Below are 25250 nucleotides of genomic sequence, written 5' to 3'. Positions count from 1 at the left end.
GTTGCTTCAGCTCTTTAAAACCGCGACCTCGTATCTTTAATTCTGGATATATTCACCGAATCATTCACTAAACTAGAAAGAACTAAAAGACTAATATCAATTGGTCGTCTTTGATATTATAAAGATATAAATTAATTTAACTCGATAATCTTATATATTCAAGATTATTAAAATCCCGGAAATATTTAATAAATAAGCTTATGTATGTTTGTTTGACTTGAATTCAGCATTTTTTAGAATGTCAATAATTAATTTCCGATAACCTTCGATTATTGTTTCAGTCTTTCTTTCCGAGATTTCCTCCGGCTTATATTTTTTTACCCAAGCTATTAAGGAATCAGGAATTAGTTCTTTGACAATATTATAGGTTACACTTTTTTCCCAATTACCGCTGTCCATTTTGGCTCTAAATTCAATAAATTCTTTCTTACTTCCGAAAGGTGAGATGATAGATTTTTTAGAAAGAAATGGAAACCTTTCAAATCCACTTGCAAAACTATTTTTTATTGAGATAGATTTATCATATTTCTGATTTGAGTAGTACCAACCTCTTTTGAGTAAACCGGGAGTTTCAATAATTCGATTATAGTATAGTTTTTCGCCTACTTTAAGTTTTATGGATTCTTTGGTATCGCCTAAAACTAAAACCTTTCCGTCATTATAAAGAAATAATTCTTTTATTTTAAATTTCATTAGAAGATAATAATGGAAAAAGTTAGGATTCCATATTATTATACTATCATTATAATCTTCGAACTTTTTATAAATCTCTTCCATTTTGACAGAACGCGCAGTCTTATTGGAGATAGAATTGAAATTATATACAGGAATTATTAATTTTTTATACTGAAAAAATTCATCGTGTGTTAATTTTTCACCTGATACTTTTTCGGCTAATTCCTGAGAAATGCAAGTTTTGTTTAGTAAATTATGATTGCGATCACCCAATGATCCAACGTCATTTGCGCTCTTTAGAAGTAAGATTTTAAAATAAATAATTTGAAATTCTTCCTCAGAAAACTGATTTTTTATCTGAGTTATGTTTTCCTGAAATATTTTGTCCATCATTTTTAATGATGAAGGAATAACGTCGGCGAAGAATTTACTCTCTAATTTCTTCTTGTATTTTCTAATGAATTTTTCTCTAGTTAAACTTAAAATTTTATCTGATTCCGGACTCATAAAGTTCCAGTAGAGCTTGGAAAATGATAATTTATAATAGTTGATTGTATTATCTTTTACTGGAATGCCCCTTACAAAATATTCATTACTATATGCTGGCCATTCATTCCTTATATCAAAAGCATAATGTGGAAAAATCTCCAAAATGAATTCCGACCCTATTTTATTTTCGGTAAAGTTGAATTGTATATTATCATTAATTTTTAAAAGTTGACACTTAATTTCGTCATCTTCTGAGATCAAACTTGAAAAATCATGCTTAGTTATTTCTACATCATTTTCACCTATTATTGTCCTTCCAAAAAAGTTTACTTTAAGATTAGGAATTTTTTGAAGAGTCTCATGGATATATTTTTCGATTTTAAGTATATGCATACTTTTATGCTGGTCAGAAAAATAATCGTATTCCATAATAATATTCCAATCGAAAGAGGTTCCAAAAATCTCAGAGAATCTTTTTTTAGGAATTTTTACAAAAACTTTTGTTCCTTTAGTAATTTCTGGTTTCTTATTACTTAAAGAGGAATACTTACCATTTCTTGCAGATCGAAATACTATCTCTTTACTTTCTTCCCCTTCTGCTTTTGTTTGAATTGTAAAATTATCACTAACAATAAAAATAGATTGAATTCCCACTCCAAAAGCACCTGTAGGTCTTAACCAAAAAGGCATATTTTGAAGAAAGCTTGAATAATTTCTATCTTTTTTTCTACTCTGTCCTACCTCATTAGTCATGCGCAAAAGGTCATGGTTTGAAATTCCAGTTCCTGAATCAGAAACTTCTATTATTAAATTTTCCTTTTTTTCAGTTTCCCAATTAAGAGTCAATTCGACATCAAAACTTTTATATAATAATTCAGGAATGTCCTCTGGAAAATTTATTTTCTCAATAATTTTATGGTGGGGCAGATTATGATCTCCAAACTCTTTCTTAAATGCAAAATCAAAAGTTCCCTTTTCAATTTCTCTCCAAAGTTGGATTTTTGAAGCATCTAGGGCATTTTGAACAAGTTCACGTATGAAGGTAAATTCTGCATTTTCGTAAATTGATGCACCTTCAAGAATTTCAAAAATTTTTTTATTATCAATATTAAATCTTAAATTTAATAATTTATCATCTACTTTCTCATTATTAAAATACACTTTGATCTTTCCTCTAGGAATTGTGGGGGAAGTACCTCCTAGATCTAATGGAGAAATATTTGACCATTCTCTACTCTGATGTGAAACTTCTTCCTCTAGCCAATCAAACCAGGACCTAGATAGCCTATATACTTCTTCAGAGGGACAATCGGCAGTAATTTCTATTGCTTCAGGATTTATAAGAATGTGTTTGATTGATGAGTGTTTCTCCATATGAAGTTTGGAACTACTAGGGAAATTGAATGTCTTTTCGGTAAATAAATCAAACCTATTATCATCAACATCCAATAAATCACCAAGTCTTAACATACAGGCTATGAACCTAGGGTTTATTTTATCATTTGAGATTCCATCAGATTCGAACTCAAGTCTCGTGAAAATTTCATAAAAATCTACTCCGTGTAGATAAGCAACTTCACCTAAAAGATTCAGCAGTCTTTTAGGTATTTGATCAGAGTAAAAAGAATTAGCCAAATCATAAAATACATCATTTGATCCTTTAATTATCTCGGCACTCCTCTGATGATGAACTTTTCTCATATATTCTGCCACAACCAAAGTCACAGCATTTCTTATTTCGATGGGAGTTATATTTTGGAGATCAGGATTATCAGGCTCTTCTTTGGTGATATTTTGAAAAATCAGTAGTTTCTCGGCACTACTTTTTAAATCAAGATCCGTATTATATTTTAAACCATTTAAGTATGTTTGAAACTCTTCTGATAACCACTCTTTTTCGACTAAATCCTGGAAGACAATCATTCCTAAGTCATGAGTGAAAGAAGCCATTAAGATAAGCCAGGTATTAGTTGGACTTAACCTTTTTATTCTTTTTTCGCCTAAAAAAGATTCTATATTATTGACAATATTATTGGAATGACTTTGTTCATGTAAACTGTAATGTGGAAAAAATTGATGAACATTATTTAAGGCTTTAGATAAATTCTTTTTATTTAATTTCCATATTGCATTTAAAATTTCAAATTGTGAATTAAATTTTGAACTTTCTTCTAAATGTTTTTCTAGAGTATAATAAGCCTGTAAATGTTCCATTTTAAATTTTTATCATCACAATTATTGACAACCCGTATTAAACTTTAATTTTTTTGATAAATTAGGATTTATACAATATTTTCTCTAAATAAGCAACTTTATCCTTCTCAGCCTGAACTAAACGCTCATAAAGCTTCTTATTTTCTTCATAAGCTTCAACAAGTTTATCTAAAGGGTTGAAAGAGCAGTTATAATTTAATGAAGATGATTGGTCGTGGTAGGTGTTTCCGATAATATTAAATATAGCTTCCTCTGAAAAATTTTCAATTCCTTCTTTCGTCACTCCTAAAATCTTAGCTACATTTTCCAGTTTTTCATCTTCCAGGGTTTCGCTTTTTTCAAGGCTCGAAACACTTTGTTGGCTCATGCCCAATTCTTCGGCAAGGGTTTCTTGCTTCATTCCGCGTAGTTCGCGAATGCGGGCAATCTTGCGCCCTATATGGTTGGGTTTGGTAGTTGTTGTCATAATCTCAAAGATAAGGATTCATTTTAAAGTTTTAAGACTTTCCGCAAGGGGTAATTTACAGGCTACCGGCTGTATTTTACAAGTGCGCCTGGTTCGGTACGGGGACTAATTTTCAGAATTTGAAGCCAGAATCAATAAAATTACCGGCTTAGTAATAAAAATTTTTCCTCTTAACTCCAAATATATAGAAAATGCATTAAAACCAATTATGGGAAACCGTATTAAGAGCAATAAACACTTTAAATCATAATAGTTATGAAAATCAAAAACATACCGCAGCAAGTATTGGAACCAATCATAAAAGTGATAAGGTCTTTGGTTAAGGTGCATTCCATTTACTGGATTGGCGCAACTAAAAATGAGCGTTCATCAAGCTATTTGTTTAATTCTGAATTCAATGGCAATCTTAAACAGCACTATGAATTCACACTACTCATTATCAGCTACGAAGAAATTGGCGATTCTAAAACTTTTAGGTGCGAGGTGTTTAATAAAATGAAGGAACAGGTGAAACTGTATAGCATCCATTATTCCTATAATGATATAAAACGGCGCTTAGAAGAAGGCGATAATTTTTTAAGTCGGGTGCTCTTGCCTGAGAATTGTTTGTTTCAGGAAAGTCCTTTATTTCTAACAGGCTATTGTTACCACCCCAGGAAATTTGAAGAAATTAAAAAGGTATGGGAGTTTAGATTGAACCGGGCGTCTTACTTTGAGGATAAAACAGATACTGTAGATATGGTGAATGATGAAAGTGCAAGGATGGTATTGGTTAGCCAAACCTTATTACAAACCTGCGCGGCGCTAATCTGGGTTTACTGGGAATGGAAACCCCACTATTTTGAGCTCAACCTGCTTTTAAACCTCTGTAAAAATTTTAGTAAAAGCCCCCTGATAGTTTTACCAAAAAAATCGTTCACTTCAAAAAAGGTTTATAGCCAGCTCTGCCATGCACAGTATAATAGCAATTTTAAAACGGTAGATGACGTAAGCATAGAAGACAGTGATTATGCCAGCAATTTAGCGGAACGTTTTTTAAGAAGCGTTCGTAAAGAAGGAAATAAAAAACTTAATGAGCTTGAGCTTCTGCATAATCGCCAATACCAGAATAAAATAACAGCAAAATAGTATCATAATCCTAAAAACCGGAACGCATGAAAACAAAGAAGAAAAAACTTCAAACTTTAAACGAAATCCAGCAACTATATGAAAACCTAAAAGGCTTGCCAGAACCGGAACCCAAGGGGAATTATAGCGTTTCATTTAAAGTCAATAATAACTATCAAGTATTGAACGACATCATTAGCTTATTGGAAGTCTGTGCATTTGCCCTGGATGGAAATGGGATGTTATTGGCGCCCATTAACCAAAAAGCAACAAAAGAAGAAAGTGTTTGCCGGGTGTTGGAACTGATAATAGCATTAATGCCTGACAGCCAAATGCATTTTATGGATATAGTTACAGAAAAGTTAGCCGAACTGGATGTTGAGGAAAAGGAAAACGCTAAGCCTACAAATTAATCAAAGACAACTTTTAAATAGGATTTAATAAGATTCGCCCAAATTAAAAATTGGAACTTTATTGCTCCCGTTGGTTTAAATGAAAATAAGGTGTTTAATGCCGGCTTGAAAAATATAAAGAAAAAACTTTTTTTAGTATATTCTTAGAAGAGCGGTTGAGCAGGAAGCGGTTTACTGGTTAAATCATAATCGGGCATTATATTTCTCAACATGTCAGCCGGCTTAGTTTTAAAATCATTGCGATTAAAGGAATTTTTCATTTTTAAGTTGGAAAGTGAAATTGCAAAATCCCCATCCTTAATATTTTGTAGGGAGTGATTAACCAAATTTACTTTTCTCAGATCTAAGGCCAAACTATAATCTATAACAGTAGGGGTTGCTGAATAAACCACTTGTTTTAAGCTTGGAAGTGTTTTCAAGTCAGTTTTCTCGCTGCTAAGGCTATCTGACTGTGCAAATCCTGAGCTTAGACTGCAAAATGCAATCAACAAAAAGTAATATATTTTTTTCATAAGCTTGTTTACATATTAAATATAGCTAAAAAAGTTTACTTAATTCGATCCAATTCTTCGTCTACATTTTTCTGCAGAGGTGCGTCTTTTATATTTTTTCCAAAAGAATATTTTAAACCTATGGCTATTTCCTGCCCGTCGGCAAAAAACAGGCTGTTGGTATAAATATGATTGATTTGATAGGTTTCCCCATAATTCATTTGTTGAAAGATATCATTAAAGTTTAAACTCACTTGCAATTTTTCAAAAAAAGTTCTCGAAAAGGATGCTCCGAGAACAAACATGGAGTTTCTTTTATAAATTCCTTCGTACCGGGTGGTTTGTCCCCAAAAATTTATAGCGAACTGGGTTTTGGGAATTATATCGAACTCATTATGGGAATAATAATAAAGAAAAGGTTTGGCTTCGAATGCCTGAATTCCTGCGGCATCCATTGTTTCAGAATATGCCAATAGCAGCGTATTTGTTGAAGTCAGAAATTTATAGGTTATAGGTGCAGCAAGTTCCAGGTACATTCCATTTTCCCCTTCCAAATTATTGGGAGACATAATTAAACGCTCCATCTCTTCATTAAAATCAACGCTATAATACACCGGATCTTTTTCAGTATAATAACCCACCTCAAATGACAAATTTTTCCATTGGTAATTCAGGGAAACTTCATCAGTATACGTTGGTCTTAAATTTATGTTTCCGGAGAATTCAAGGAATGGATTAAGATAGGCTCTAATTGAACTGGCATTTGAATAATTGGGTCTTTGAAGGCTTCTTTTGTAATTTAAAGACAGCGTATTTTCATTTTCCAGAGTATAATTAAGTTGTATTGATGGTAACCAATTGAGGTTATTCCGATCTATAACTAAATTTTGTTCTTGTTCATAATTTCCCTTCACTTGGCTTTCCTCTATTCTTAATCCCATGCGATAGTCCCAATTTTTAAAGTTTCCGGAAAGATCGGCATAAGAAGCATAAATGGATTCTTCATAACCATAGTTTTTTGTTTCTGAATTAATATAGGTAAATGCATTTGCCTTAGCCAATGCCAGGTTGGCTCCTAATGCAATATTAAATATCGAACTAGTTTTATTTTCATAATCAACCCGCATACTGCCCCGCTTTACACCAAAATCCTGATCTCTTAAACCTGAAAACTGGTACTCTTGTTGGTTAATACTATTGTAAATTTCCGTTTGTAAATCCTGTCCGTACCAGGAATATTGACCACCCAGGAAGAGATTTTGATTCTCAGAAAATGATTTACTGAAATTTAACTGGGAAGTTAAATAGTTTCTTTCGCCATTATTTTGGGTAAGTGTAAGTATATCTGTACTTGTAAAACCGTATTTTAAAAACGTTTCTGTTTCAATGGGGAAATCCTCACTATGCGTCCTGAAGTTGATGCTTGTTGATAGTTTGATGTCTTCATCAAGATCATAGGATACGTTAAGCCCGGAAACGATTTGCGGTCTTGGTGCAGATGTAACCACATTATAGCTGGAATAAATATCCTCATCCAAAAGCGTAAATTCTGATTGATTACTTTCCCAATGATGTAACCGGTTATATTCAAAATTAGCAGTAAGAGCAAATTTATCTTTTCTATAATTTAATGCGGTTGAAGCATAATTATTAAACCTTCTTTTAAAAGATGCTGTTTCAGCTAAACTTACATTAAATCCGTTTCCGCGCTGATCTTTCAGGTGAACTATGATCACATTTCTTCCGTCGGCTTCATATTGCGCACCGGGATTATTTATAATCTCGATATTCTTAATATTAGTCACTGGAATAGAATTCAATTCTTGAAATTGAATTTGTTGATTTCCGAGATAAATTAACGGAGTTCCCTGTCCTAATATGCTCACATTTTCGCCATCTGGACTGATCTGAACTTTAGGAAGTTTCGCGAGAACATCTTTTGCTTGTGGCAGTGTTTCAAAAACAGAATTTTCAACATTTATATTGATGTTTCCATTTTTATAAATTAAGGTTTTTCGCTTAGCCGTTATTTGTACTTCATCCAGATTATCCGGAAGACTTTTCAATTTAATGTCAAGCCGTTGATCTTCATCCAAATCAATAATTTTTTCAAAAATTTCATAATTGAGTACTTCAACTTTTAGCAGATATTTGCCGCTTTCAGCATCCAAAGAAAAATCCCCATTCTCGACTACACTGAAATCGATAAGTTGTTCTTGTTCGTTTAATAAATAGACCTGTCCCAGGGAAACTTTTTCATCCTGTTCATTTTCCACATTTCCCGATAATGTAAATATATTTTGACTAAAGCCAGAGAATGTGCTGATCAAACAAATAATAATAGCTAATTTTTTCATTTCAAAATTTTGAAACGAAGTAACTATTTAAGGGTGTAAATAAATTGAATTTTAAGGTTGAAAAAAGGACTAGTACTGGTAGGAGATTAAGAATTGGCCTGTAGTTCCTTTCGATTTTTAACCCCTAACTTACTATAGATATTGGAAGTATGCGTTTTTACGGTACTTAGACTTATAAAAAGTGCTTCGGCAATTTCTTTATTGGTTTTTCCTTGCTGTATCAGGATTTTCACCTTTATTTCCTGATTGCTCAAAGATGAGTATGAAGGCTTTTCCTTTTTATTTTTGAAATAACCAAAGGTCAATCCACCTATAGCTATTAAACCAACAAAATTTAGAACAAGGCTTGTTTGATATTTTTCATTGGCCTGTTCAAGGCTTACTTTCCTTATTTTATTTTCGAAATATAAATAAGTTTGGTGTGGTAGTTCACTTTGTTCAAATTCATCGAGTAAGGCTAAATAATACTTTTCATTTTGAATAATATCTTTTACCAGAAGCCCTTTCTTTTCTAATGTTTCAAGACCTTTCAGTTTAACGATTAATATTTGTGTGGAATCTTTCAGATAGGCTTTAGTTTCGGCTAAATAGTTTTCGACATCGTAATCTGCCCTCAAATTGCTCTCAAAAAGGCGGTAATCCAGCCAGGCTTTTTCGGCATTAGTACCCCAAACTCTGTATTCAACTTTTGTTTTGCCTTTAAGTATAGAATCTTCAAAATGCCGAAGGGTATCTTCTAGGGCTTGTTTTTCTTCCTGAGCTATCGATTTTTTTTGTTTTTGAAGAAAAGGCTCAGAACTATCTAACGGTTTGCTGAATCCTTTCATACTTAGAAGTACGATGGATAAAATTATAAATGATGAAATCTTGAAAATCTTCATAGAAAAAAATTTAGGTTAAAGTTAATACTGTTTTTTGAAACTTAAAATTGACCAGGTATTTACTTTTTTCATCTTAAGCATTTTCCTTTTGAAGATGAATTGAAAACCACTGTAGATAGGATGAATAAAAAGTAATGTAAGTTTTATTTACTTCTTCCAGCGCCATCGCATTACCTTTTGATGCTCCTTTATCTTCAAGCTTTAAAATTATAGAGGAGCTATAAATAGCAAAGCGCTTTATGCGCTCCGGTTAATTTTAAAGCTTGTTTTTTTAGCAGCAAAAGGTAAGGTGAAGTAAGAAGCATTTTAAAGTAAGTCTGAAATCCTAATCGGTGAATTTTAGTTACTTGCAAGGCGGACTTGAGTCAAAAAGCTTTTTCGGTATTATTCTTTCAGTATTTATTATGCTGAGCTTTTTGGCTCGTGTCCAAGACAATTGGTAATGAACCTCTTTTGCTGAAATGGAGCTTTTGCGAAGTGGAAGGAGAAGTGGTGAATGACTGGGTTAATCCATATTTCCGTGAAAAAATTACCGCTATTACTGGCTTTGGAAGATTTTTCCGTGAAAATTAATTTTCAAATTTTCAGAACTAAAATAATTCAATCCCATTTAACATCAAAAAGCCCAATAATTTACGAAAATGACTACCCAACACAGCGTAGCGTGTTACCCTCTTGCTGTCATTTTATTCTAAATTTTAAACTTACGAGCAAATATAAATAATTGAATAATTTGTAACGATTCGTTTGTTTTTATTACTTATCTGGAAATTAATTATTCCATGACATTTTCCCAATGGTTTCTACTTTTCGTAGGAATTCAAGTAATACATTTCTTAGGTACTTTTAAACTTTATATAAAAGCAGGAAGAAAACCCTGGGAAGCAGCAGTTCCTATTTATAACGCTGTGGTTTTAATGAAAATTATAAACCGGCCTTGGTGGTGGACAATATTACTATTTATTCCAATTGTAAATCTTATAATGTTCTCGGTCCTTTGGGTGGAAACTGTTAGAAGTTTTGGAAAACATTCAAAATTCGATACCTGGTTAGCAATATTGACCTTTGGGTTTTATATTTATTATCTCAATTATTTCTTGGATGTTTCCTATATAAAAGATAGAAGCCTTAAACCAAGAACTTCTGTTGGCGAATGGGTTAGTTCTATTCTATTCGCAATTATTGCGGCCACAATTATACATACCTACTTTATACAGCCTTATACCATCCCATCTTCATCCTTAGAAAAAACCTTATTAGTAGGTGATTTTTTATTGGTTAGTAAGATTAATTATGGAGCAAGGATACCTATGACTACTATTGCGGCTCCAATGGTTCATGATACTATCCCTGGCTTAGGTAAATCGTACCTTTTTAATGATGAGAAAGAGGAAAAGAATTCCTCCTGGATCAATAAATTTCAATTCCCATATTTAAGATTTCCCGGTTTTGAAAAAATTGAAAGAAATGATTTAGTAGTTTTCAACCAGCCAGCGGATACACTCTTGGATATGAATGATTTTAATCCAGATCGTAATTATTATAAGCCTGTCGATAAAAAAACCAATCTGGTAAAAAGGGCTGTTGGTTTACCTGGGGACACTTTAGAAATCAAGGAGGGATATATTTATATAGATGGAAATCGCACAGTTTTACCGGATCGAGCAAAACCTCAATATAACTTTTTTATAAATACTCAAGGACAAGCAATAGATCAAAACTTACTGAACAAAAGATATGGAGCTCGGGAAGGTTTGAAATATCCAACTGGAAAATTCGCCTTAAATAAAGATGGAGGTTATTTGTTAACGCTTACCGATGCTGAAGCAGATTTAATCAGAAAAAACCCTGTGGTTAAAGACGTTAAAAAGTTATTGAGTAAGCAGGAAGAAGCTCAAAGGGTTTTTCCATATATAGACACATTATCTTGGAATAACGATAATTATGGACCTATTTATATTCCAAAGAAAGGTTCGACAGTTAAATTAAATAAAAGCACCTTACCTTTTTATAAAAGAATCATTAGCGAATATGAGGACAACCAGATACATATAAAAAACAATGAAATATTTATAAATGGCTTACAAACTGATGATTATACATTTAAACAGGATTATTACTGGATGATGGGTGATAACCGTCAGAATTCATTAGATGCCCGGAAATGGGGGTATGTACCATTTGATCATGTAGTTGGGAAGCCTGTATTTATCTGGCTAAGCTTAAATAATATGGAAGAAGGATTGAATAAAATACGATGGGATAGGATGTTTACAACTGTTGGAGGTGAAGGGAAACCACGTTCATATTTAGTATATTTTATTATCCTTCTATTAATAATTTTTGGAATTCAAAAAGTTTTAAAAATTAAACGTAATTAAAGGAGTTAAAGCTAAACCTTCCTTTTATCCATTTGTTTTCTTTTAATTTGTCGCAAAAAATCGCCTGTTTATAAGGCTTTCCAAGCCATTTGTCGCAAATTGATAAAAAACAATAGCTACTATACGTTATAAATATCTAAAAATGAGTGTTTTACAAAATTGTAACATCGCGCAGCGTGTTACCCTCTTGCTATTCCCCTTAGTTTTAATTAGAAGCAGAATTTTCATATTATCTACTATATGTTAAAACGTAAAAAATGGATGTCCTATTTAAATTGAACAGTGGATTGAACCCTAACTATTATTTATTGAATGTAGAATTACAAAAAAACCATCACGCTAAACGAAAATTCTTTTAAAGATGAATAACCATTAGATTAGTAAGGACTTAATAGAAATAAATGTACTAGTACATTTACAAGATGTTATAACACATTTCAACAAACCATTAAAACATAGGAATTATCTTTAATCTTTAAACCTTCTTATTAAATTGAATTTATTGACACAGGAATACCAAGAGCATTGGAGTAAGACGAGTAAACTCATTTTTAAGATACTATTTGCCTATTTTACTCTCTATGCATTATTTATACTATTAGACCCATTTTTTGAACCGCTTTTTAGATGGGTTGGTATTCTAGTATTTAAGATAGATTACGAATATACAGTAGGCGGTACTGCAAGTGGAGATACAACATATAAATATTTGTCTTCATTTGTAAATGCAATTTTAACCCTTTTGATTGTACCTATTTGGCATTTTTTAGATAACAGTCGTAAGAATTATAACACACTTTTTTATTGGTTTTTAGTTCTACTTCGCATAATTCTAATTGCTACAATGTTTCTTTATGCATTTGTAAAAATTTTTAAGGTTCAATTTCATTCGGCTTCTTTAACACATCTACTCGAACCCTTGGGTAATTTATATCCAAATAGGCTTGCTTGGTCATTTTTTGGATTTTCAGAAAGTTATAATGTATTTCTTGGCTCTTTGGAACTTTTAGGCGGACTGCTCTTAATTCCAAGACGCACTCAGACTCTAGGATCATTGATTATTCTTGGCGTGATGACACAAGTTCTCGTGATGAATTTCACTTTTGATATTGCCGTTAAATTATTTTCAATCCATTTAGTTTTGATGGCTCTTATAGTTTTCGTTACGGACAATAGATTTATAAACGTATTTATTAGAAATAAAGGTGTAGAAAGTTATAAATATTTTAATCCGATAAGTAACAAAAAATACCATAAAGTAATTTTTTGGGTAAAATCAATAGGTTTGATTATTATTATTGGTTTACTGTCTTACAATTTTTATACAGTTGAAAAGTTGAAAGGAGATAAAAGGGTAAAACCTATTTTATATGGAATTTGGGAAGTTTCAAATTTTATAAAAAATGGAGATACATTACCACCCTTGACTACTGATGATTATAGATGGCGATATCTTATAGTGGATTTTAAAGATAAAGCTACAATAAAAACAATGGATGAAGTAAAACATAAATATACATTTATTACAGATTCAACATCTAAAAAAATTATAGTAAATAAGAATGATACAGAATCCAATGAATATAATTTCGAGTATGTAAATTCCAATTCTGATGAACTTATCCTGAATGGAATTATGGATTTGGATACCCTGGAGATATCACTAATTAAAGTAAATCACAGAGAATTCAATTTATATTCTCGTGAATTTAACTGGATTATTGAAAGACCATACAATGATTGAAAAGGAATATATTAAGATACTTAAACCTGTCGCCATTCGAGAGTCCTAATTGATTTAAAAACGCCTGATTGTAGTGATGACAATAAAGCTCGCCATTTCGCAATGTTTTTATACGGGACGTTTTAATGAATATAAAAAATCACATTCGTAAAATTTATAAAAAGAATTATAAAATTAAATCGATCTTTTTAATATTTTTTCTTCCTTTTTTTTTCAATCTGGCAACACTCATAAACAATTTTATGATGAATGCAGTTTGAGAAGTCGAGGAAGGATGATGGATTGATAAGAAGTTGGACAAAGGAAATATTATCACTCTAATCAATCTCTGATGGAGTTGGAAATAAGTTAGACATTGGGACGATTGAGAAAGGAACTGGAACCGTTAACTTTATGGTATAAATAACATCTTAACAGATGCTCTTCAATATAACAAGGGTGAACTAATCGAAGAAGGCTAGGAAAAATTATTGTTTTTAATATTGGAAAGGCTTTAAAGGAGGAGGTACTTAACCTTTACTTAATTTTTAAATACGGGAATAATCAGATTTTACAATCCGCGCTATTTTTAGCATTAATGAAAAATTAATAATGACACTATCCCGCAAAGTGTGTAAAGTTAAAATAACAGGGGTTGGACTTTTTTAAAGTCTGACCCTTTTTTCATAGATCGTAAGGAACTGATTTAAGATAATGCCCCAGTTCCTGATAGGCATTGACCATTTTTTAGTGGCTTCCCTTGTAGCCAAATATACGGATTTCATCACTGCCTCATCTGTAGGGAAAGACAGTTTATTTTTGGTGTACTTCCTGATTTTTCCATTGAGGTTCTCGATAAGGTTCGTTGTATAAATGATCTTTCTTATTTCCAGGGGGAACTCAAAGAATACCGTAAGGTCTTCCCAGTTGTCCCTCCAGCTCTTAATAGCATAAGAATATTTACTTTCCCATAGCTCTGCAAAATCATTCAGGGCAGCTTTAGCAGCTTGCTGGTTAGGTGCATTGTAGATATGCTTCATATCTGCTGTAAAGGCTTTTTTGTCCTTCCATACCACATACCTGCAGGCGTTGCGTATTTGATGCACTACGCAGATTTGGGTTTTGGATTCAGGGAACACGTTCCTGATGGTATCGGTAAACCCGTTTAAGTTATCAGTAGCCGTGATAAGGATATCTTCGGTTCCCCTAGATTTTATATCGGTAAGGACACTCATCCAAAAGGCTGCAGATTCATTTTTACCCAGCCAAAGTCCCAATACTTCTTTCTTCCCATCTCTGCGAAGTCCTACTGCTATGTATATTGTCTTGTTGATCACCTTGGAGTTCTCACGGACTTTAAAGACGATCCCATCCATCCAAACAATAAGATATACGGGTTCTAAAGGACGGTTCTGCCAGGCCACGATATCCTCGGTGACCTTCTCGGTAATCCTGGAGATGGTAGAAGTGGAAACTTCAAAATTATAAACTTCTCTGATTTGTTCTTCGATATCGCTATTGCTCATTCCTTTGGCATAGAGCGATACGATAACATTTTCAATACCATCAACCATATTGCCCCGTTTGGGAACAATCATCGGATTAAAGGAAGCATTTCGGTCTCGGGGGACCTGGATCTGGGATTCCCCGAAAGAAGTGCGTACCTTTTTCTGGCCAAAACCATTGCGGGTATTGGGATTATCGGACTTTTGGCTCTTGTCATAGCCTAAATGACCATCCAATTCGCCTTCCAGCATTTTTTCAATGCCACGTTTCTGCAGTTGTTTTAAAAAGCCATTGAGCTCATCTCCACTTTTGAACTGCTTTAAAAATTCATCGTTAAATAAATCCTCTTTTTTCATACTGTGTAAAATTTAAAATTAGACAAAAAAATAACAGGGGTCGCGACCCCTGTTATTTTTCTATTTACACAGTTTATGAGATAGTCCTTTAATAATAGCCTATCTTCCGATATTTATTTAAACTTCAATAATAAAATACTAAATTAACCATTCCTTAATACCGAACTAAGCAATGGTCCAATGATCTGCAACATATCTTTCTGTATTCATCATAGGATCATTTTAATTTATCTATTTTTGCAGCCGTAAAAAGAGTTACTTCATGCAGAATAAAATAGCGTCTGTCATATTTTCTACACGTATAATGGCAGTCTTGTTTGTGGTCTTTGCAGTGGCCATGGCGTTCGGGACATTTATTGAAAGTTGGTATAGTATTGAAACAGCGAGGGTGTTAATCTACAACACCTGGTGGTTTGAAGCTATTATGGTGTTTTTTGTGATTAATTTCGCCGGAAATATTAAGCGTTACAACCTCCATAAACGCGAAAAATGGTCTTCCCTTTTAATCCACCTATCTTTTGTATTAATCCTGGTTGGCGCGTTTATTACGCGTTATATTAGTTACGAAGGGGTTATGCCTATTCGTGAAGGCGAAACTACCAATGTTATGCTTTCCCAAAAAATTTTTCTCACCACCTTTATTGACGGTGAAATTGATGGCGAACCGCGGCGTAGGGTTTTGCAGGAACCGGTGCTTTTTGCTCCTGAGACTGAAAACGAGTACGTGCTGAACACCGACTATAATGGCCAACCGGTAACTATTGAAGTAACTAATTTTATTTATGGTGCTAAAGAAGAATTAGTACCTGCTGAAGATGGGATAAATCATCTTAAAATTGTTGAAGCAGGAGGCGGGGAGCGCCACGATCACTATTTAGAGGAAGGCGAAGTTCAAAATATTCATAATACTCTTTTCACGCTAAACGAACCTACCGAGGGTGCAATTAATATTTCCTACGATGAAAACAGCGGAAAATACACGATAAATTCTCCTTTTGAAGGAGATTATATGCGCATGGCCGATCAGGAAAAAGGAAATCTTATAAAAGATTCTACTCAAAACCTTATGCTTCGTTCCCTTTATAATATTGGGAATATACAGTTTGTGATTCCAGAACCTGTGGTAAAAGGAAAGTATGATATTATAAAAACACCACAAAAAGCCGATGGGCAGTCAGATGCTTTAACTCTTAAAGTTTCTTCTAAGGGAGAGTCTGAAACCGTAACCTTAATGGGGGGGCAGGGAATTTCAAGCGATCCGCAAAAAGTGGAACTTGCCGGGCTTGAATTCTTTTTAAATTATGGTAGTAAAGATATTGAGCTGCCATTCGCTATTAAATTAAATGATTTTATTGCCGATAAATATCCCGGCACAGAAAATTCTTATTCAGCCTTTAAAAGTAAGGTTGAGATTGTTGAAGAAGGTAAAGAAAATGTGCCTTACGAGATTTATATGAACCACGTTTTAGATCATAAAGGGTTTAGGTTTTTCCAGGCCAGTTTTATGCCTGATGAGAAGGGAACTATTTTATCTGTAAACCACGATTTTTGGGGCACCTGGATCACCTATATAGGTTATTTTCTCCTGTATTTAGGACTGATGCTTATTTTATTTGATAAAGGTTCGCGTTTTGGAAAATTGAAAGAAATGCTCGAAAAAGTAAAGGAAAAAAAGAAAATGTTAAGCACGGTACTTATTTTCATCTTTGCTGCGGGTTCTATGTTTGCTCAGGTTCCCGATGATCATCAACACGCCGAATCGGCGAAGCGAGAGGTTGATTCTATAATTAAAAGCAATGCCATTAGCGAAGAACATGCGGCCAAATTTGGTAGGCTCGTTATCCAGGATGCCGGTGGTAGAATGAAACCCGCCAATACGTATTCTTCGGAATTGCTTAGAAAGTTAAGTAAATCTGATTCTTATGAAGGTTTAAGTTCAGACCAGGTATTGGTTTCACTTACCCAAAACCCGATGATCTGGTATAACGTGCCGATTATTTATGTTGAAAAGCATAACGATAGTTTGCATAATTTACTCGGCGTAGACGAAGGTGAGAAATACTTAACTTTAAGTACTTTTTTTGATGAAATGGGGAATTACAAGCTTTCTTCAGTACTAGAGGATGCTTACCAGGCGGGGGTTCCAAATAAATTTCAGAAAGATTTTATCAATACCGATAAAAAAGTGAACTTGTTGTACAGGGCACTTCAGGGAAAAATACTTAGAATTTTCCCAATCCCGGAGCACGAAAATAATAAATGGGTTTCTTATCCTGAGTTAGAAGATGAAGGAGTGGTTTTTAAAGGAATGGATTCGGTGTATACCAAACAAATTCTTCCTTTATATATGACCTCCCTTTCTGATGCTGCAGAAACCGGGGATTATTCAAAGGCTAATCAGTTTTTAGAAAGTATAAAAGGTTTTCAAAAGAAATTCGGCGAAGAAGTAATGCCTTCTCAAGACCGGATAAATGCCGAAATCACTTATAATAAATATGATATTTTCAGAAATCTTTTCTGGATGTATATGCTTGCCGGGCTTCTTATGCTAGTATTTGTTATTTTTCAAATATTCTATAATAATAAGTTCATTTACTATTTAATAAATACTAGCATAGTAGTAGTAGCAATACTTTTTGCTTTGCATACTGCAGGACTAATTGCTCGCTGGTATATTTCGGGCCACGCGCCGTGGAGTGATGCTTATGAATCTATGATCTATGTGGCTTGGGCTACCATGTTTTTTGGGTTAGCTTTTGGTCGCAAAAGTAATCTTACCATTTCTTCAACTGCTTTTGTGACTTCTATGATATTAATGGTTGCGCATTGGAACTGGATGGATCCTGCGATTGCTAATTTAGCACCAGTATTAGATTCCTATTGGGTTGTTATTCACGTTCCGGTAATTGTAGGTAGTTACGGCCCGTTTACTTTGGCAATGGTTCTCGCAGTAGTGGCTTTATTGTTAATGATCATGACCACCGAGAAGAATAAAAAGAAAATGGACCTCAATATCAAGGAAATCACTATTATTACCGAAATGGCGATAACCGTTGGATTAGTGATGTTAACCATTGGTAACTTCCTTGGTGGCCAGTGGGCTAATGAGAGTTGGGGGCGTTACTGGGGCTGGGATCCTAAAGAAACCTGGGCTTTAATTAGCATTATGGTATATGCTTTCATAATACATATGCGTTTAGTTCCTGGCCTTAGAAGTAGATGGTTTTTCAATCTAATGGCGGTAATAGCCTACTCAAGTATTATGATGACTTACTTTGGAGTTAACTTCTATTTAGCTGGTTTACACTCATACGCAACCGGGGATAAAGTGATTACCCCCACATTTGTTTATTACAGTTTTGCAGGAATAGCAATTTTAGGAGTACTTTCATATTGGCGTTTTAATAAATTTTATACAAAAAAATAAAATTTATTAATATATAAAGTGGATTTAATAATCTATAAAATTTAGATAGTAGCATAGTGTTTCAAAATAAGCATTGCAACTTCTATCAACTTTTGCTAACAGTTAATAAAATTTATTGGTATTCAGGATATATAAACCAATAAAGTAGATTAAGTAAAAAATAGGGCCTTTATTAAATCTATGAATTTGAGTGCATTTATTTTCATGCTAGGATTAGTTTCGATATTTAAAATTCTGATTTTTCTCTATTCTCTTTTCCAAGTCCCTCATATCACTGCTGATTTTATTTTCCATTACCCGTGCGTAAATCTGAGTGGTAGATAATTTTGTATGTCCTAAAAGCTTGGATACCGTTTCAATGGGAACTCCGTTAGATAAGGTTACGGTGGTAGCAAAGGTATGCCTCGCGGAATGAAAGGTAATATGTTTTCTCACTTTTGAAGCTTTCATTACTTTTTTCACATATTCATTCATCTTTTGATTGGATTTCACAGGAAACAAATATTCACTAACGAGGTCAAACCGTTTTTCTTGGTATTTTTTCAAAATAGTATCGGCTTTATGGAGTAGTGGAGCTTTTACAGGTTCATTAGTTTTTTCACGTTTGGTAGATATCCAGTTTTTACCGTCCATTCCTTTAACGATATGATCTTTGGTGAGTACTTTAAGCTCACCATAAGTAAGCCCGGTATAACAGGAGAATAGGAACATATCTTTTACCCGTTCCAGGGATTCACTTCTAAAATAGGTTTCTTCAACCATTTTTAATTCCCACTCCGATAAAAATTGTCGTTCGTTCTTTTCAAACTTCATCTTATAATTCTGGAAAGGACTTTTTTCAAGCCATTCTAATTTAATGGCCAGGTTGATCATTTTTTTAAAGCGTTCCAAGTGTTTCATAGTCCCGTTGGTGCCACAGGTCTTCCTTGCTTTTTTAGCACGGTAATTCCTGAGGAACATTTCAAATTCGGTAATGAACTGGTAATCGATCTGCTTCAGGTACACATCGTTGGTTTTCTTTTTCTTTTTTAGAAACTCGTCCAGGTATTTGGCAGTGGTGTTATAGTTTTTAAGCGTACCCCATTTCAGGACTCCTTTCATTGTCTGGCTGTGATACTTAATAATATCCTTGAGGGTTTTATGCTCTTCATCTAACCCAAGATAGGAAGCTTTGACTTTATCGGCAGTGATTAAGGTATCTTTATCCAGAATTTTCTTTTGGGTGTCGAGTAATTTGAAATAAACCTGGTCTAAATAACTGTTTAATGTTTTAATCCTGGGAGAAGTTCCTTTAAGTCTTCCTTTTGAACTATCCCATTCATTCACTGAAGTTTTCCTTTTTAGGCTCATTTCAGCGCATTTTCCATTTACCGTAATACGGGCGTAAATAGATAATTCTTTTTTGTTCCGGTTGAGTTTTCTTGTGAAGAAAAGTACGGAGAATGTAGTAAAATCAGGCATTTAGAATGTCTTTAAGTTAAACAATAAGTGTTAAAGACGAAAGTCAAATCAATCTAATAATCATTCTAAGATAGTGAAATGTTGGAAAGAAAGTATTCACCGAATCATTCACTGGATAGGGTGATATCAAACCATATCAAATGATATCGTAAAAACAAAAAACACTGAAAATCAATAGATTAACAGTGTTTTTATATCCTTTTAAAGAAGGTTCGTCGGGGTGGCAGGATTCGAACCTGCGGCCTCCTGCTCCCAAAGCAGGCGCGATAACCGGGCTACGCTACACCCCGAGTAATTTTTTAATCGCGCTCGGCGCGATATCTGGGAAGATTTATACTGTAAAATGACAGAAAATAAATCCCAAAATTAATAGATAAACTATTAATGGAAATTTTAGTCTTTTCCGATCCAAATCACTCTTAAAAGCAGTCCGGGAAAACGGAGGAAGATTATCCCTATCTTTTCCATAAGAAAAGGAGAATAAAAATCCGCAGACTAAAATATCTTGCGGAGAGACCGGGATTCGAACCCGGGCATCCCGAAGGATGACAGCTTAGCAGGCTGCTGCATTACCACTCTGCCACCTCTCCAATATATAAGAACGCGCAAACATTTTTGCGGTTGCAAATGTAACTTTTACTTACTTACCTTCCAAACTTTTTTAGGCTAAAGAATATAATAAAATGAGTCCTTTTTTTTAAAAGCTTTGCCATCAGAATTTTAAGCTTAAAAGTTTTTAAAATTTTGTTTTTTCTAAATCAATTAAGCGTGCCACATTCCCAATAATACGGCTATGATTTTTCACAAATGGATTGGTTTTATCCCAAACATATCCCGCAAGAACTGCACAAACTTGTTCCTTAATTTCATTTTTTGGCGTTTCGTGAAAAAATAATTTCTGTAAATTTCCAGTGTACCATTCTTTCACATAACTGGAAAAAACTGTGATTCCCTCTTGCATGTAGAGACTATAATCTTTTTTCCAATCTATAAGTTCTCCTTCTAATTCTCTTTTTGCCAATTTAGCTGCCTGCATACCAGATTCTGTAGCAAAAGCAACACCTGAAGAAAATACGGGGTCAAGAAACTCCGCACTATTTCCCGTTAAAGCAAATCCATCACCGTGAATTCGAGAGACATTACTCGCAATATTACGCACTTTTATAGGTTCAAAAAGGAAAGGATCTTCATCAAACCTATTGTTATAATACTCCAATTTACCAAGCATTTCCTTAAATGCTAAGCTGTGGTCAGTACTAAAATTCTCAAACCAGGAATCTTCGCTTACAAACCCAAGGCTTGAGTTTCCATTAGAAAAGGGGAAATACCAGAACCAGGTTTTTGTATCAAGTACTTCAAAAGTTATCAGTTCGCCTTCCTTACCTTTTGGGCGATTTGGTTCTTTAATATGTGTGAATATTGAAGAATTTCCGGTTATTTTAGGCTTCGCATTTAAATCCAGTTGTTTGGCTAAAACCCTGGCATTCCCGCTTGCATCAATGATGAAATTGGCATTTATAAATAATTTCTCTTCGGAATTAATAAGTATTTCAGTGACAGAATTTTTTCCCTTGAAACTCACATTTTTCACTTCAGCATTGAAAATAATTTCCACGCCTTTACGCTGAATTTCATTCGCTAAAACCAGGTCAAAATCAGCTCGTGGCACCTGCCAGGTCCAATCCCAGCCATTACCAAATTTATTGCTGAAATCAAATTCGCCAACTCTATTCCCTTTTATAAATCTTGCCCCATATTTTTTCTGAAATCCCGCAGCATCTATGGCTTCTAATAATCCCGCTTCCTTAAAATTCTCCATACTGTGCGGAAGTAAACTCTCACCAATACTAAACCTGGGAAACTCATTTTTTTCCACTACAATACAATCTACGCCATATTGCTGTAAATATCCTGCGGCTACCATCCCAGAGGGGCCGGCGCCAATAATTAAGATTTGAGTAGAGCGGTGGTTCATTTTGGTAGTTTTAAAGCCTAAAAGTAGTCTGCGATACTGTAAAACTGTAATTTTTAATACGGGCTAAATATAGTACATTTGCGACGAATTATTAATGATAATGCGGCTTATGCTTCAAATTAAAGATGCCCTTAGTCTTAAAGATTTCTACCGTGTTTTATTTGAAAATACTAAGATTCAGGTAGCTTCAGAAACGCTGGAAACCCTGGAAAGAAGCTTTAGTTTTTTAAACGAATTTTCTAAAAATAAAGTGATCTACGGCGTTAATACCGGTTTTGGGCCCATGGCTCAATATAAAATCAAAGATAAAGATCGCATTCAACTTCAATATAATTTAATAAGAAGTCACGCTTCCGGCTCCGGGAAACCAATGGAGACTCTGCAGGTAAAAGCTTTGATGTTGGCGCGTTTAAACACACTTTCCTTGGGAAAATCTGGCGTGCATAAATCGGTTGCCGAAGTAATGCAGCAGCTTATCAATAAAAATATTACTCCTTTAATTTTTGAACACGGCGGGGTAGGAGCTTCAGGAGATCTGGTTCAGCTAGCGCATTTGGCACTGGTTTTGATCGGGGAAGGAGAGGTTTTTCATAAAGGTAGACGCCGCGAAACAAAAGAAGTTTTTTCCGAAGAAAATATTAGTCCGATAAATATTGAAATTAGGGAAGGGCTGGCTTTAATGAACGGAACTTCAGCAATGACGGGTATTGGAATTGTTAATATTATTTACGCCAAACGCCTGCTAAACTGGTCAGTTTTCTGTTCTTCGGCTATTAATGAGATTGTTCAGGCTTACGACGATCATTTATCTGAAGAATTGAATTCGGCTAAAAAACATCTGGGTCAGCAAAAGATCGCTGAAAAAATGCGAAATCATTTAAAGGATAGCAAACTTACCCGCGACCGAAATGAGCATTTATATAACGATACGGCCGACAAAAACACGTATTTTAAAGAAAAAGTTCAGGAATATTATAGTTTGCGTTGTGTGCCGCAAATACTTGGCCCGGTTTACGACACGATTGAGCATACCGCTAAAATTCTAATAGAAGAAGTGAATTCGGCCAATGATAATCCTATTATTGATGTGGAGAACGAGCATGTATATCACGGTGGAAATTTTCACGGGGATTATGTGGCCCTGGAAATGGATAAACTGAAATTGGTAATTACAAAATTATCGATGTTAGCAGAGCGTCAACTCAATTATCTGCTGAATAACAAACTCAACGATATTTTACCACCATTTGTAAATCTAGGGAAACTCGGATTAAATTTTGGACTGCAGGGCGCGCAGTTCACCGCGGTATCTACTACTGCTGAAAATCAGACATTATCTAACCCAATGTATATTCACAGCATTCCAAATAATAACGATAATCAGGATATTGTGAGTATGGGCACTAACGCTGCGAATATTACAAAAACCGTGATCGATAATGCTTTTGAAGTACTTTCGGTTGAAATAATCACGATTATTCAGGCTTTGCGTTATTTGGATTTCGGAGACAAACTCTCTCAAAAAACAAATGAGGTTTTAATTGAAATGAATAAAATTATCCCTGAAATAAAGGAGGATTTCCCGATGTATAAAATCAATGCGGAAGTAAAAGAGTATTTAAAAAATAACGAAGTCTATTAAACCTACAAGGTTTCTAAACCTTGCAGCATTCAAAAAAGATTAGTCAGGATTTTAAAACAAAATAATGAAATACGCCCTCATCACCGGAGCTTCCCGCGGAATTGGAAAAGCCATTGCTTTAAAAATAGCAAGTGAGCTTCAGTATAATATTTTACTGAATTATCATTCCAATATCGAAGCTGCGGAATCTACCAAAAAACTAATTGAGGCCGAAGGCGTGAAATGTGAATTACTTCAGTTTGATGTGGCAAATGCTGAAAACACCAAAAATACCCTGGAAGATTTCAGCAAAAATAATCCCGAAGCAGAAATTGAAGTAATAGTAAATAACGCCGGAATTACCCGCGACGGACTCTTTATGTGGATGAAGCCGGAAGATTGGCAATCCGTAATTAATACCAGTTTAAACGGTTTTTACAATGTTACCCAGCCTTTGCTTAAAAGTATGTTGAGACGGCGTTATGGAAGAATTATAAACATCGTTTCACTTTCAGGATTAAAAGGCAATGCCGGGCAGGTAAATTATTCTGCGGCAAAAGGCGCGGTGGTTGCGGCTACAAAAGCCCTCGCCCAGGAAATAGGAAAACGAAAAGTTACCGTAAATGCCGTATCACCGGGTTTTATAGCTTCAGATATGACTACCGATTTTGATGAAAATGAACTAAAAAAAATAATTCCTTTAAATCGTTTTGGCGAAGCCGAAGAAGTGGCCGATTTAGTAAGTTTTCTCGCTTCAAAAAAAGCTTCCTACATTACCGGCGAAGTAATAAACATTAACGGCGGACTCTATTCTTAATTATGGCCGAATGGAAGGGACAATCGCGCGGAACCGTTTTGGGGTTGAGAATTTATGTTTTCATAATCAAAACATTTGGGCTTTATGTGTCTTATTTTGTCTTACTTTTTGTAGCGCTTTATTTTGTTTTTTTTGCATTCCATGCTACTAAAAGTGTTTATTATTTATTTCGGAAAAGATTGGGGTTCTCCAAAATTAAATCGGCTCTAAATGTTTATAAAAGCTATTTTACTTTTGGTAGAATTCAGTTGGACCGCGTGGCGATTGCTTCGGGATTAAAACATAAATATACCTTTGAGTTTGATGGTATCCACAATATAGAGAATTTACTAAAACAACAAAAAGGTGGAATTTTACTCACCGCACATATTGGTAATTTTAATCTCGCCAAACATTTTTTTGATGAAACCAATAATCATCATATTGTAAACCTGGTAGTAACCGATTTAGAACATGAAGAAATCAAGAATTACCTCGATTCCGTTACCGGGAAATCAGCTATAAAGCTTATTGTTCTCGAAGACGATCTTTCTCATATTTTTGAGATGAACCGCGCCCTTCAAAACAACGAATTATTGGTTTTTGCTGCAGATCGTTATACCGAAAATGCCAAAACTTACTCCCATAATTTTATGGGAGAGAAGCTGAAATTTCCGCAAGGCCCATTTAAACTGGCGGCGCGGAATGAAATTCCAGTTTTGTTTGTTCATATTATGCGAGAGAAGAATTTTCACTATCATTTTTATGCCAGGCCCTATAATCCTGAAAAAAATGAAGCAAAAAGTCTATTAAAAGCTTATCTTGAAAATCTGGAAATTATGCTGAAAAAATACCCGCATCAGTGGTATAACTACTACGATTACTGGAACGATTACAGCTAAAATCAACTT

At 34.2% G+C, this 25250-nt stretch carries 16 protein-coding genes and 2 tRNA genes; 8 read left to right on the top strand and 10 right to left on the bottom strand.

Annotated elements, in window-relative coordinates; genetic code table 11:
* Positions 1–198: 198 nt before the first annotated feature.
* Both FG27_RS18445 and FG27_RS18440 read right to left on the bottom strand, forming a co-directional pair.
* Complete coding sequence (locus tag FG27_RS18445) at positions 199–3378, bottom strand: ATP-binding protein (RefSeq protein ID WP_037321801.1); 3180 nt, start codon at positions 3376–3378, stop codon at positions 199–201.
* 61 nt (positions 3379–3439) lie between these two features.
* The gene (locus FG27_RS18440) at positions 3440–3844 is read right to left on the bottom strand and encodes a helix-turn-helix domain-containing protein (RefSeq protein ID WP_037321798.1); all 405 of its coding nucleotides are present in this window, start codon (positions 3842–3844) and stop codon (positions 3440–3442) included.
* A gap of 255 nt (positions 3845–4099) precedes the next feature.
* Here FG27_RS18440 and FG27_RS18435 point away from each other — a divergent pair, with 255 nt between their 5' ends.
* Entirely contained in the window at positions 4100–4972 is an 873-nt protein-coding gene (locus tag FG27_RS18435) for a hypothetical protein (protein WP_037321795.1), read from the top strand.
* Between the two features lie 26 nt (positions 4973–4998).
* Positions 4999–5364: a hypothetical protein gene (locus FG27_RS18430; protein WP_037321792.1), complete on the top strand. Its 366-nt coding sequence runs from the start codon at positions 4999–5001 to the stop codon at positions 5362–5364.
* 143 nt (positions 5365–5507) lie between these two features.
* Here FG27_RS18430 and FG27_RS18425 read toward each other — a convergent pair whose 3' ends face one another.
* The 3 genes from FG27_RS18425 to FG27_RS19565 all read right to left on the bottom strand — a co-directional run bounded on the left by FG27_RS18425 (position 5508) and on the right by FG27_RS19565 (position 9093).
* Positions 5508–5876, bottom strand: coding sequence for a hypothetical protein (locus FG27_RS18425; RefSeq protein ID WP_037321790.1), 369 nt, complete (start codon positions 5874–5876; stop codon positions 5508–5510).
* Between the two features lie 35 nt (positions 5877–5911).
* Positions 5912–8212 carry an outer membrane beta-barrel family protein gene (locus tag FG27_RS18420; protein ID WP_037321786.1) on the bottom strand — a complete coding sequence of 767 codons (2301 nt, stop codon included), beginning with the start codon at positions 8210–8212 and terminating at the stop codon, positions 5912–5914.
* Between the two features lie 86 nt (positions 8213–8298).
* Positions 8299–9093: a response regulator transcription factor gene (locus tag FG27_RS19565; RefSeq protein ID WP_081912646.1), complete on the bottom strand. Its 795-nt coding sequence runs from the start codon at positions 9091–9093 to the stop codon at positions 8299–8301.
* Between the two features lie 782 nt (positions 9094–9875).
* Between FG27_RS19565 and lepB the strand changes: the two genes are divergently transcribed.
* Together lepB and FG27_RS18405 are read left to right on the top strand one after the other, a co-directional pair.
* Positions 9876–11474 (top strand): signal peptidase I, encoded by a 1599-nt coding sequence (lepB, locus tag FG27_RS18410; RefSeq protein WP_037321784.1) that lies wholly within the window; start codon positions 9876–9878, stop codon positions 11472–11474.
* 502 nt (positions 11475–11976) lie between these two features.
* Complete coding sequence (locus tag FG27_RS18405) at positions 11977–13218, top strand: hypothetical protein (RefSeq protein ID WP_037321781.1); 1242 nt, start codon at positions 11977–11979, stop codon at positions 13216–13218.
* 644 nt (positions 13219–13862) lie between these two features.
* Here FG27_RS18405 and FG27_RS18400 read toward each other — a convergent pair.
* Positions 13863–15059 carry an IS256 family transposase gene (locus FG27_RS18400; protein ID WP_037314553.1) on the bottom strand — a complete coding sequence of 399 codons (1197 nt, stop codon included), beginning with the start codon at positions 15057–15059 and terminating at the stop codon, positions 13863–13865.
* Positions 15060–15321: 262 nt separating this feature from the next.
* Between FG27_RS18400 and ccsA the strand changes: the two genes are divergently transcribed.
* The gene (gene ccsA / locus FG27_RS18395; RefSeq protein ID WP_037321778.1) at positions 15322–18486 is read left to right on the top strand and encodes a cytochrome c biogenesis protein CcsA; all 3165 of its coding nucleotides are present in this window, start codon (positions 15322–15324) and stop codon (positions 18484–18486) included.
* Positions 18487–18699: 213 nt separating this feature from the next.
* Here ccsA and FG27_RS18390 read toward each other — a convergent pair whose 3' ends face one another.
* The 4 genes from FG27_RS18390 to FG27_RS18375 all read right to left on the bottom strand — a co-directional run bounded on the left by FG27_RS18390 (position 18700) and on the right by FG27_RS18375 (position 21922).
* Positions 18700–19947 carry a site-specific integrase gene (locus tag FG27_RS18390; RefSeq protein WP_037321775.1) on the bottom strand — a complete coding sequence of 416 codons (1248 nt, stop codon included), beginning with the start codon at positions 19945–19947 and terminating at the stop codon, positions 18700–18702.
* A gap of 215 nt (positions 19948–20162) precedes the next feature.
* Positions 20163–20237, bottom strand: a tRNA-Pro gene (locus tag FG27_RS18385).
* A 218-nt stretch (positions 20238–20455) separates the two neighbouring features.
* A tRNA-Ser gene (locus FG27_RS18380) sits at positions 20456–20537 on the bottom strand.
* Between the two features lie 146 nt (positions 20538–20683).
* Positions 20684–21922, bottom strand: a complete 1239-nt coding sequence (locus FG27_RS18375; RefSeq protein WP_037321773.1) for an NAD(P)/FAD-dependent oxidoreductase — start codon at positions 21920–21922, stop codon at positions 20684–20686.
* A 109-nt stretch (positions 21923–22031) separates the two neighbouring features.
* Between FG27_RS18375 and hutH the strand changes: the two genes are divergently transcribed.
* From hutH to FG27_RS18360, 3 genes are all read left to right on the top strand, one after another.
* Positions 22032–23564 (top strand): histidine ammonia-lyase, encoded by a 1533-nt coding sequence (hutH, locus tag FG27_RS18370; RefSeq protein ID WP_037322488.1) that lies wholly within the window; start codon positions 22032–22034, stop codon positions 23562–23564.
* A gap of 64 nt (positions 23565–23628) precedes the next feature.
* A complete protein-coding gene (fabG, locus tag FG27_RS18365) occupies positions 23629–24360 on the top strand; it encodes a 3-oxoacyl-ACP reductase FabG (RefSeq protein WP_037321771.1) in 732 nt (243 codons plus the stop codon).
* A 2-nt stretch (positions 24361–24362) separates the two neighbouring features.
* The gene (locus FG27_RS18360; protein ID WP_037321769.1) at positions 24363–25241 is read left to right on the top strand and encodes a lipid A biosynthesis acyltransferase; all 879 of its coding nucleotides are present in this window, start codon (positions 24363–24365) and stop codon (positions 25239–25241) included.
* Positions 25242–25250 lie beyond the last annotated feature (9 nt).

It is taken from the genome of Salegentibacter sp. Hel_I_6 (genome assembly GCF_000745315.1).
Taxonomy (GTDB): domain Bacteria; phylum Bacteroidota; class Bacteroidia; order Flavobacteriales; family Flavobacteriaceae; genus Salegentibacter.
Note: the sequence above shows the minus strand (reverse complement) of the source record. Positions and strands in the feature narration are given on the sequence as shown.

Excerpts from the sequence above, each read along its gene's own strand:
- FG27_RS18360 (WP_037321769.1), top strand. The coding sequence starts at position 24,363 with ATGGCCGAATGGAAGGGACAATCGCGCGGAACCGTTTTGGGGTTGAGA.
- FG27_RS18375 (WP_037321773.1), bottom strand. The coding sequence starts at position 21,922 with ATGAACCACCGCTCTACTCAAATCTTAATTATTGGCGCCGGCCCCTCT.
- lepB (WP_037321784.1), top strand. The coding sequence starts at position 9,876 with ATGACATTTTCCCAATGGTTTCTACTTTTCGTAGGAATTCAAGTAATA.
- FG27_RS18435 (WP_037321795.1), top strand. The coding sequence starts at position 4,100 with ATGAAAATCAAAAACATACCGCAGCAAGTATTGGAACCAATCATAAAA.
- hutH (WP_037322488.1), top strand. The coding sequence starts at position 22,032 with ATGCTTCAAATTAAAGATGCCCTTAGTCTTAAAGATTTCTACCGTGTT.
- FG27_RS18400 (WP_037314553.1), bottom strand. The coding sequence starts at position 15,059 with ATGAAAAAAGAGGATTTATTTAACGATGAATTTTTAAAGCAGTTCAAA.
- ccsA (WP_037321778.1), top strand. The coding sequence starts at position 15,322 with ATGCAGAATAAAATAGCGTCTGTCATATTTTCTACACGTATAATGGCA.
- FG27_RS18430 (WP_037321792.1), top strand. The coding sequence starts at position 4,999 with ATGAAAACAAAGAAGAAAAAACTTCAAACTTTAAACGAAATCCAGCAA.
- FG27_RS19565 (WP_081912646.1), bottom strand. The coding sequence starts at position 9,093 with ATGAAGATTTTCAAGATTTCATCATTTATAATTTTATCCATCGTACTT.
- FG27_RS18440 (WP_037321798.1), bottom strand. The coding sequence starts at position 3,844 with ATGACAACAACTACCAAACCCAACCATATAGGGCGCAAGATTGCCCGC.
- FG27_RS18445 (WP_037321801.1), bottom strand. The coding sequence starts at position 3,378 with ATGGAACATTTACAGGCTTATTATACTCTAGAAAAACATTTAGAAGAA.
- FG27_RS18420 (WP_037321786.1), bottom strand. The coding sequence starts at position 8,212 with ATGAAAAAATTAGCTATTATTATTTGTTTGATCAGCACATTCTCTGGC.
- FG27_RS18390 (WP_037321775.1), bottom strand. The coding sequence starts at position 19,947 with ATGCCTGATTTTACTACATTCTCCGTACTTTTCTTCACAAGAAAACTC.
- fabG (WP_037321771.1), top strand. The coding sequence starts at position 23,629 with ATGAAATACGCCCTCATCACCGGAGCTTCCCGCGGAATTGGAAAAGCC.
- FG27_RS18425 (WP_037321790.1), bottom strand. The coding sequence starts at position 5,876 with ATGAAAAAAATATATTACTTTTTGTTGATTGCATTTTGCAGTCTAAGC.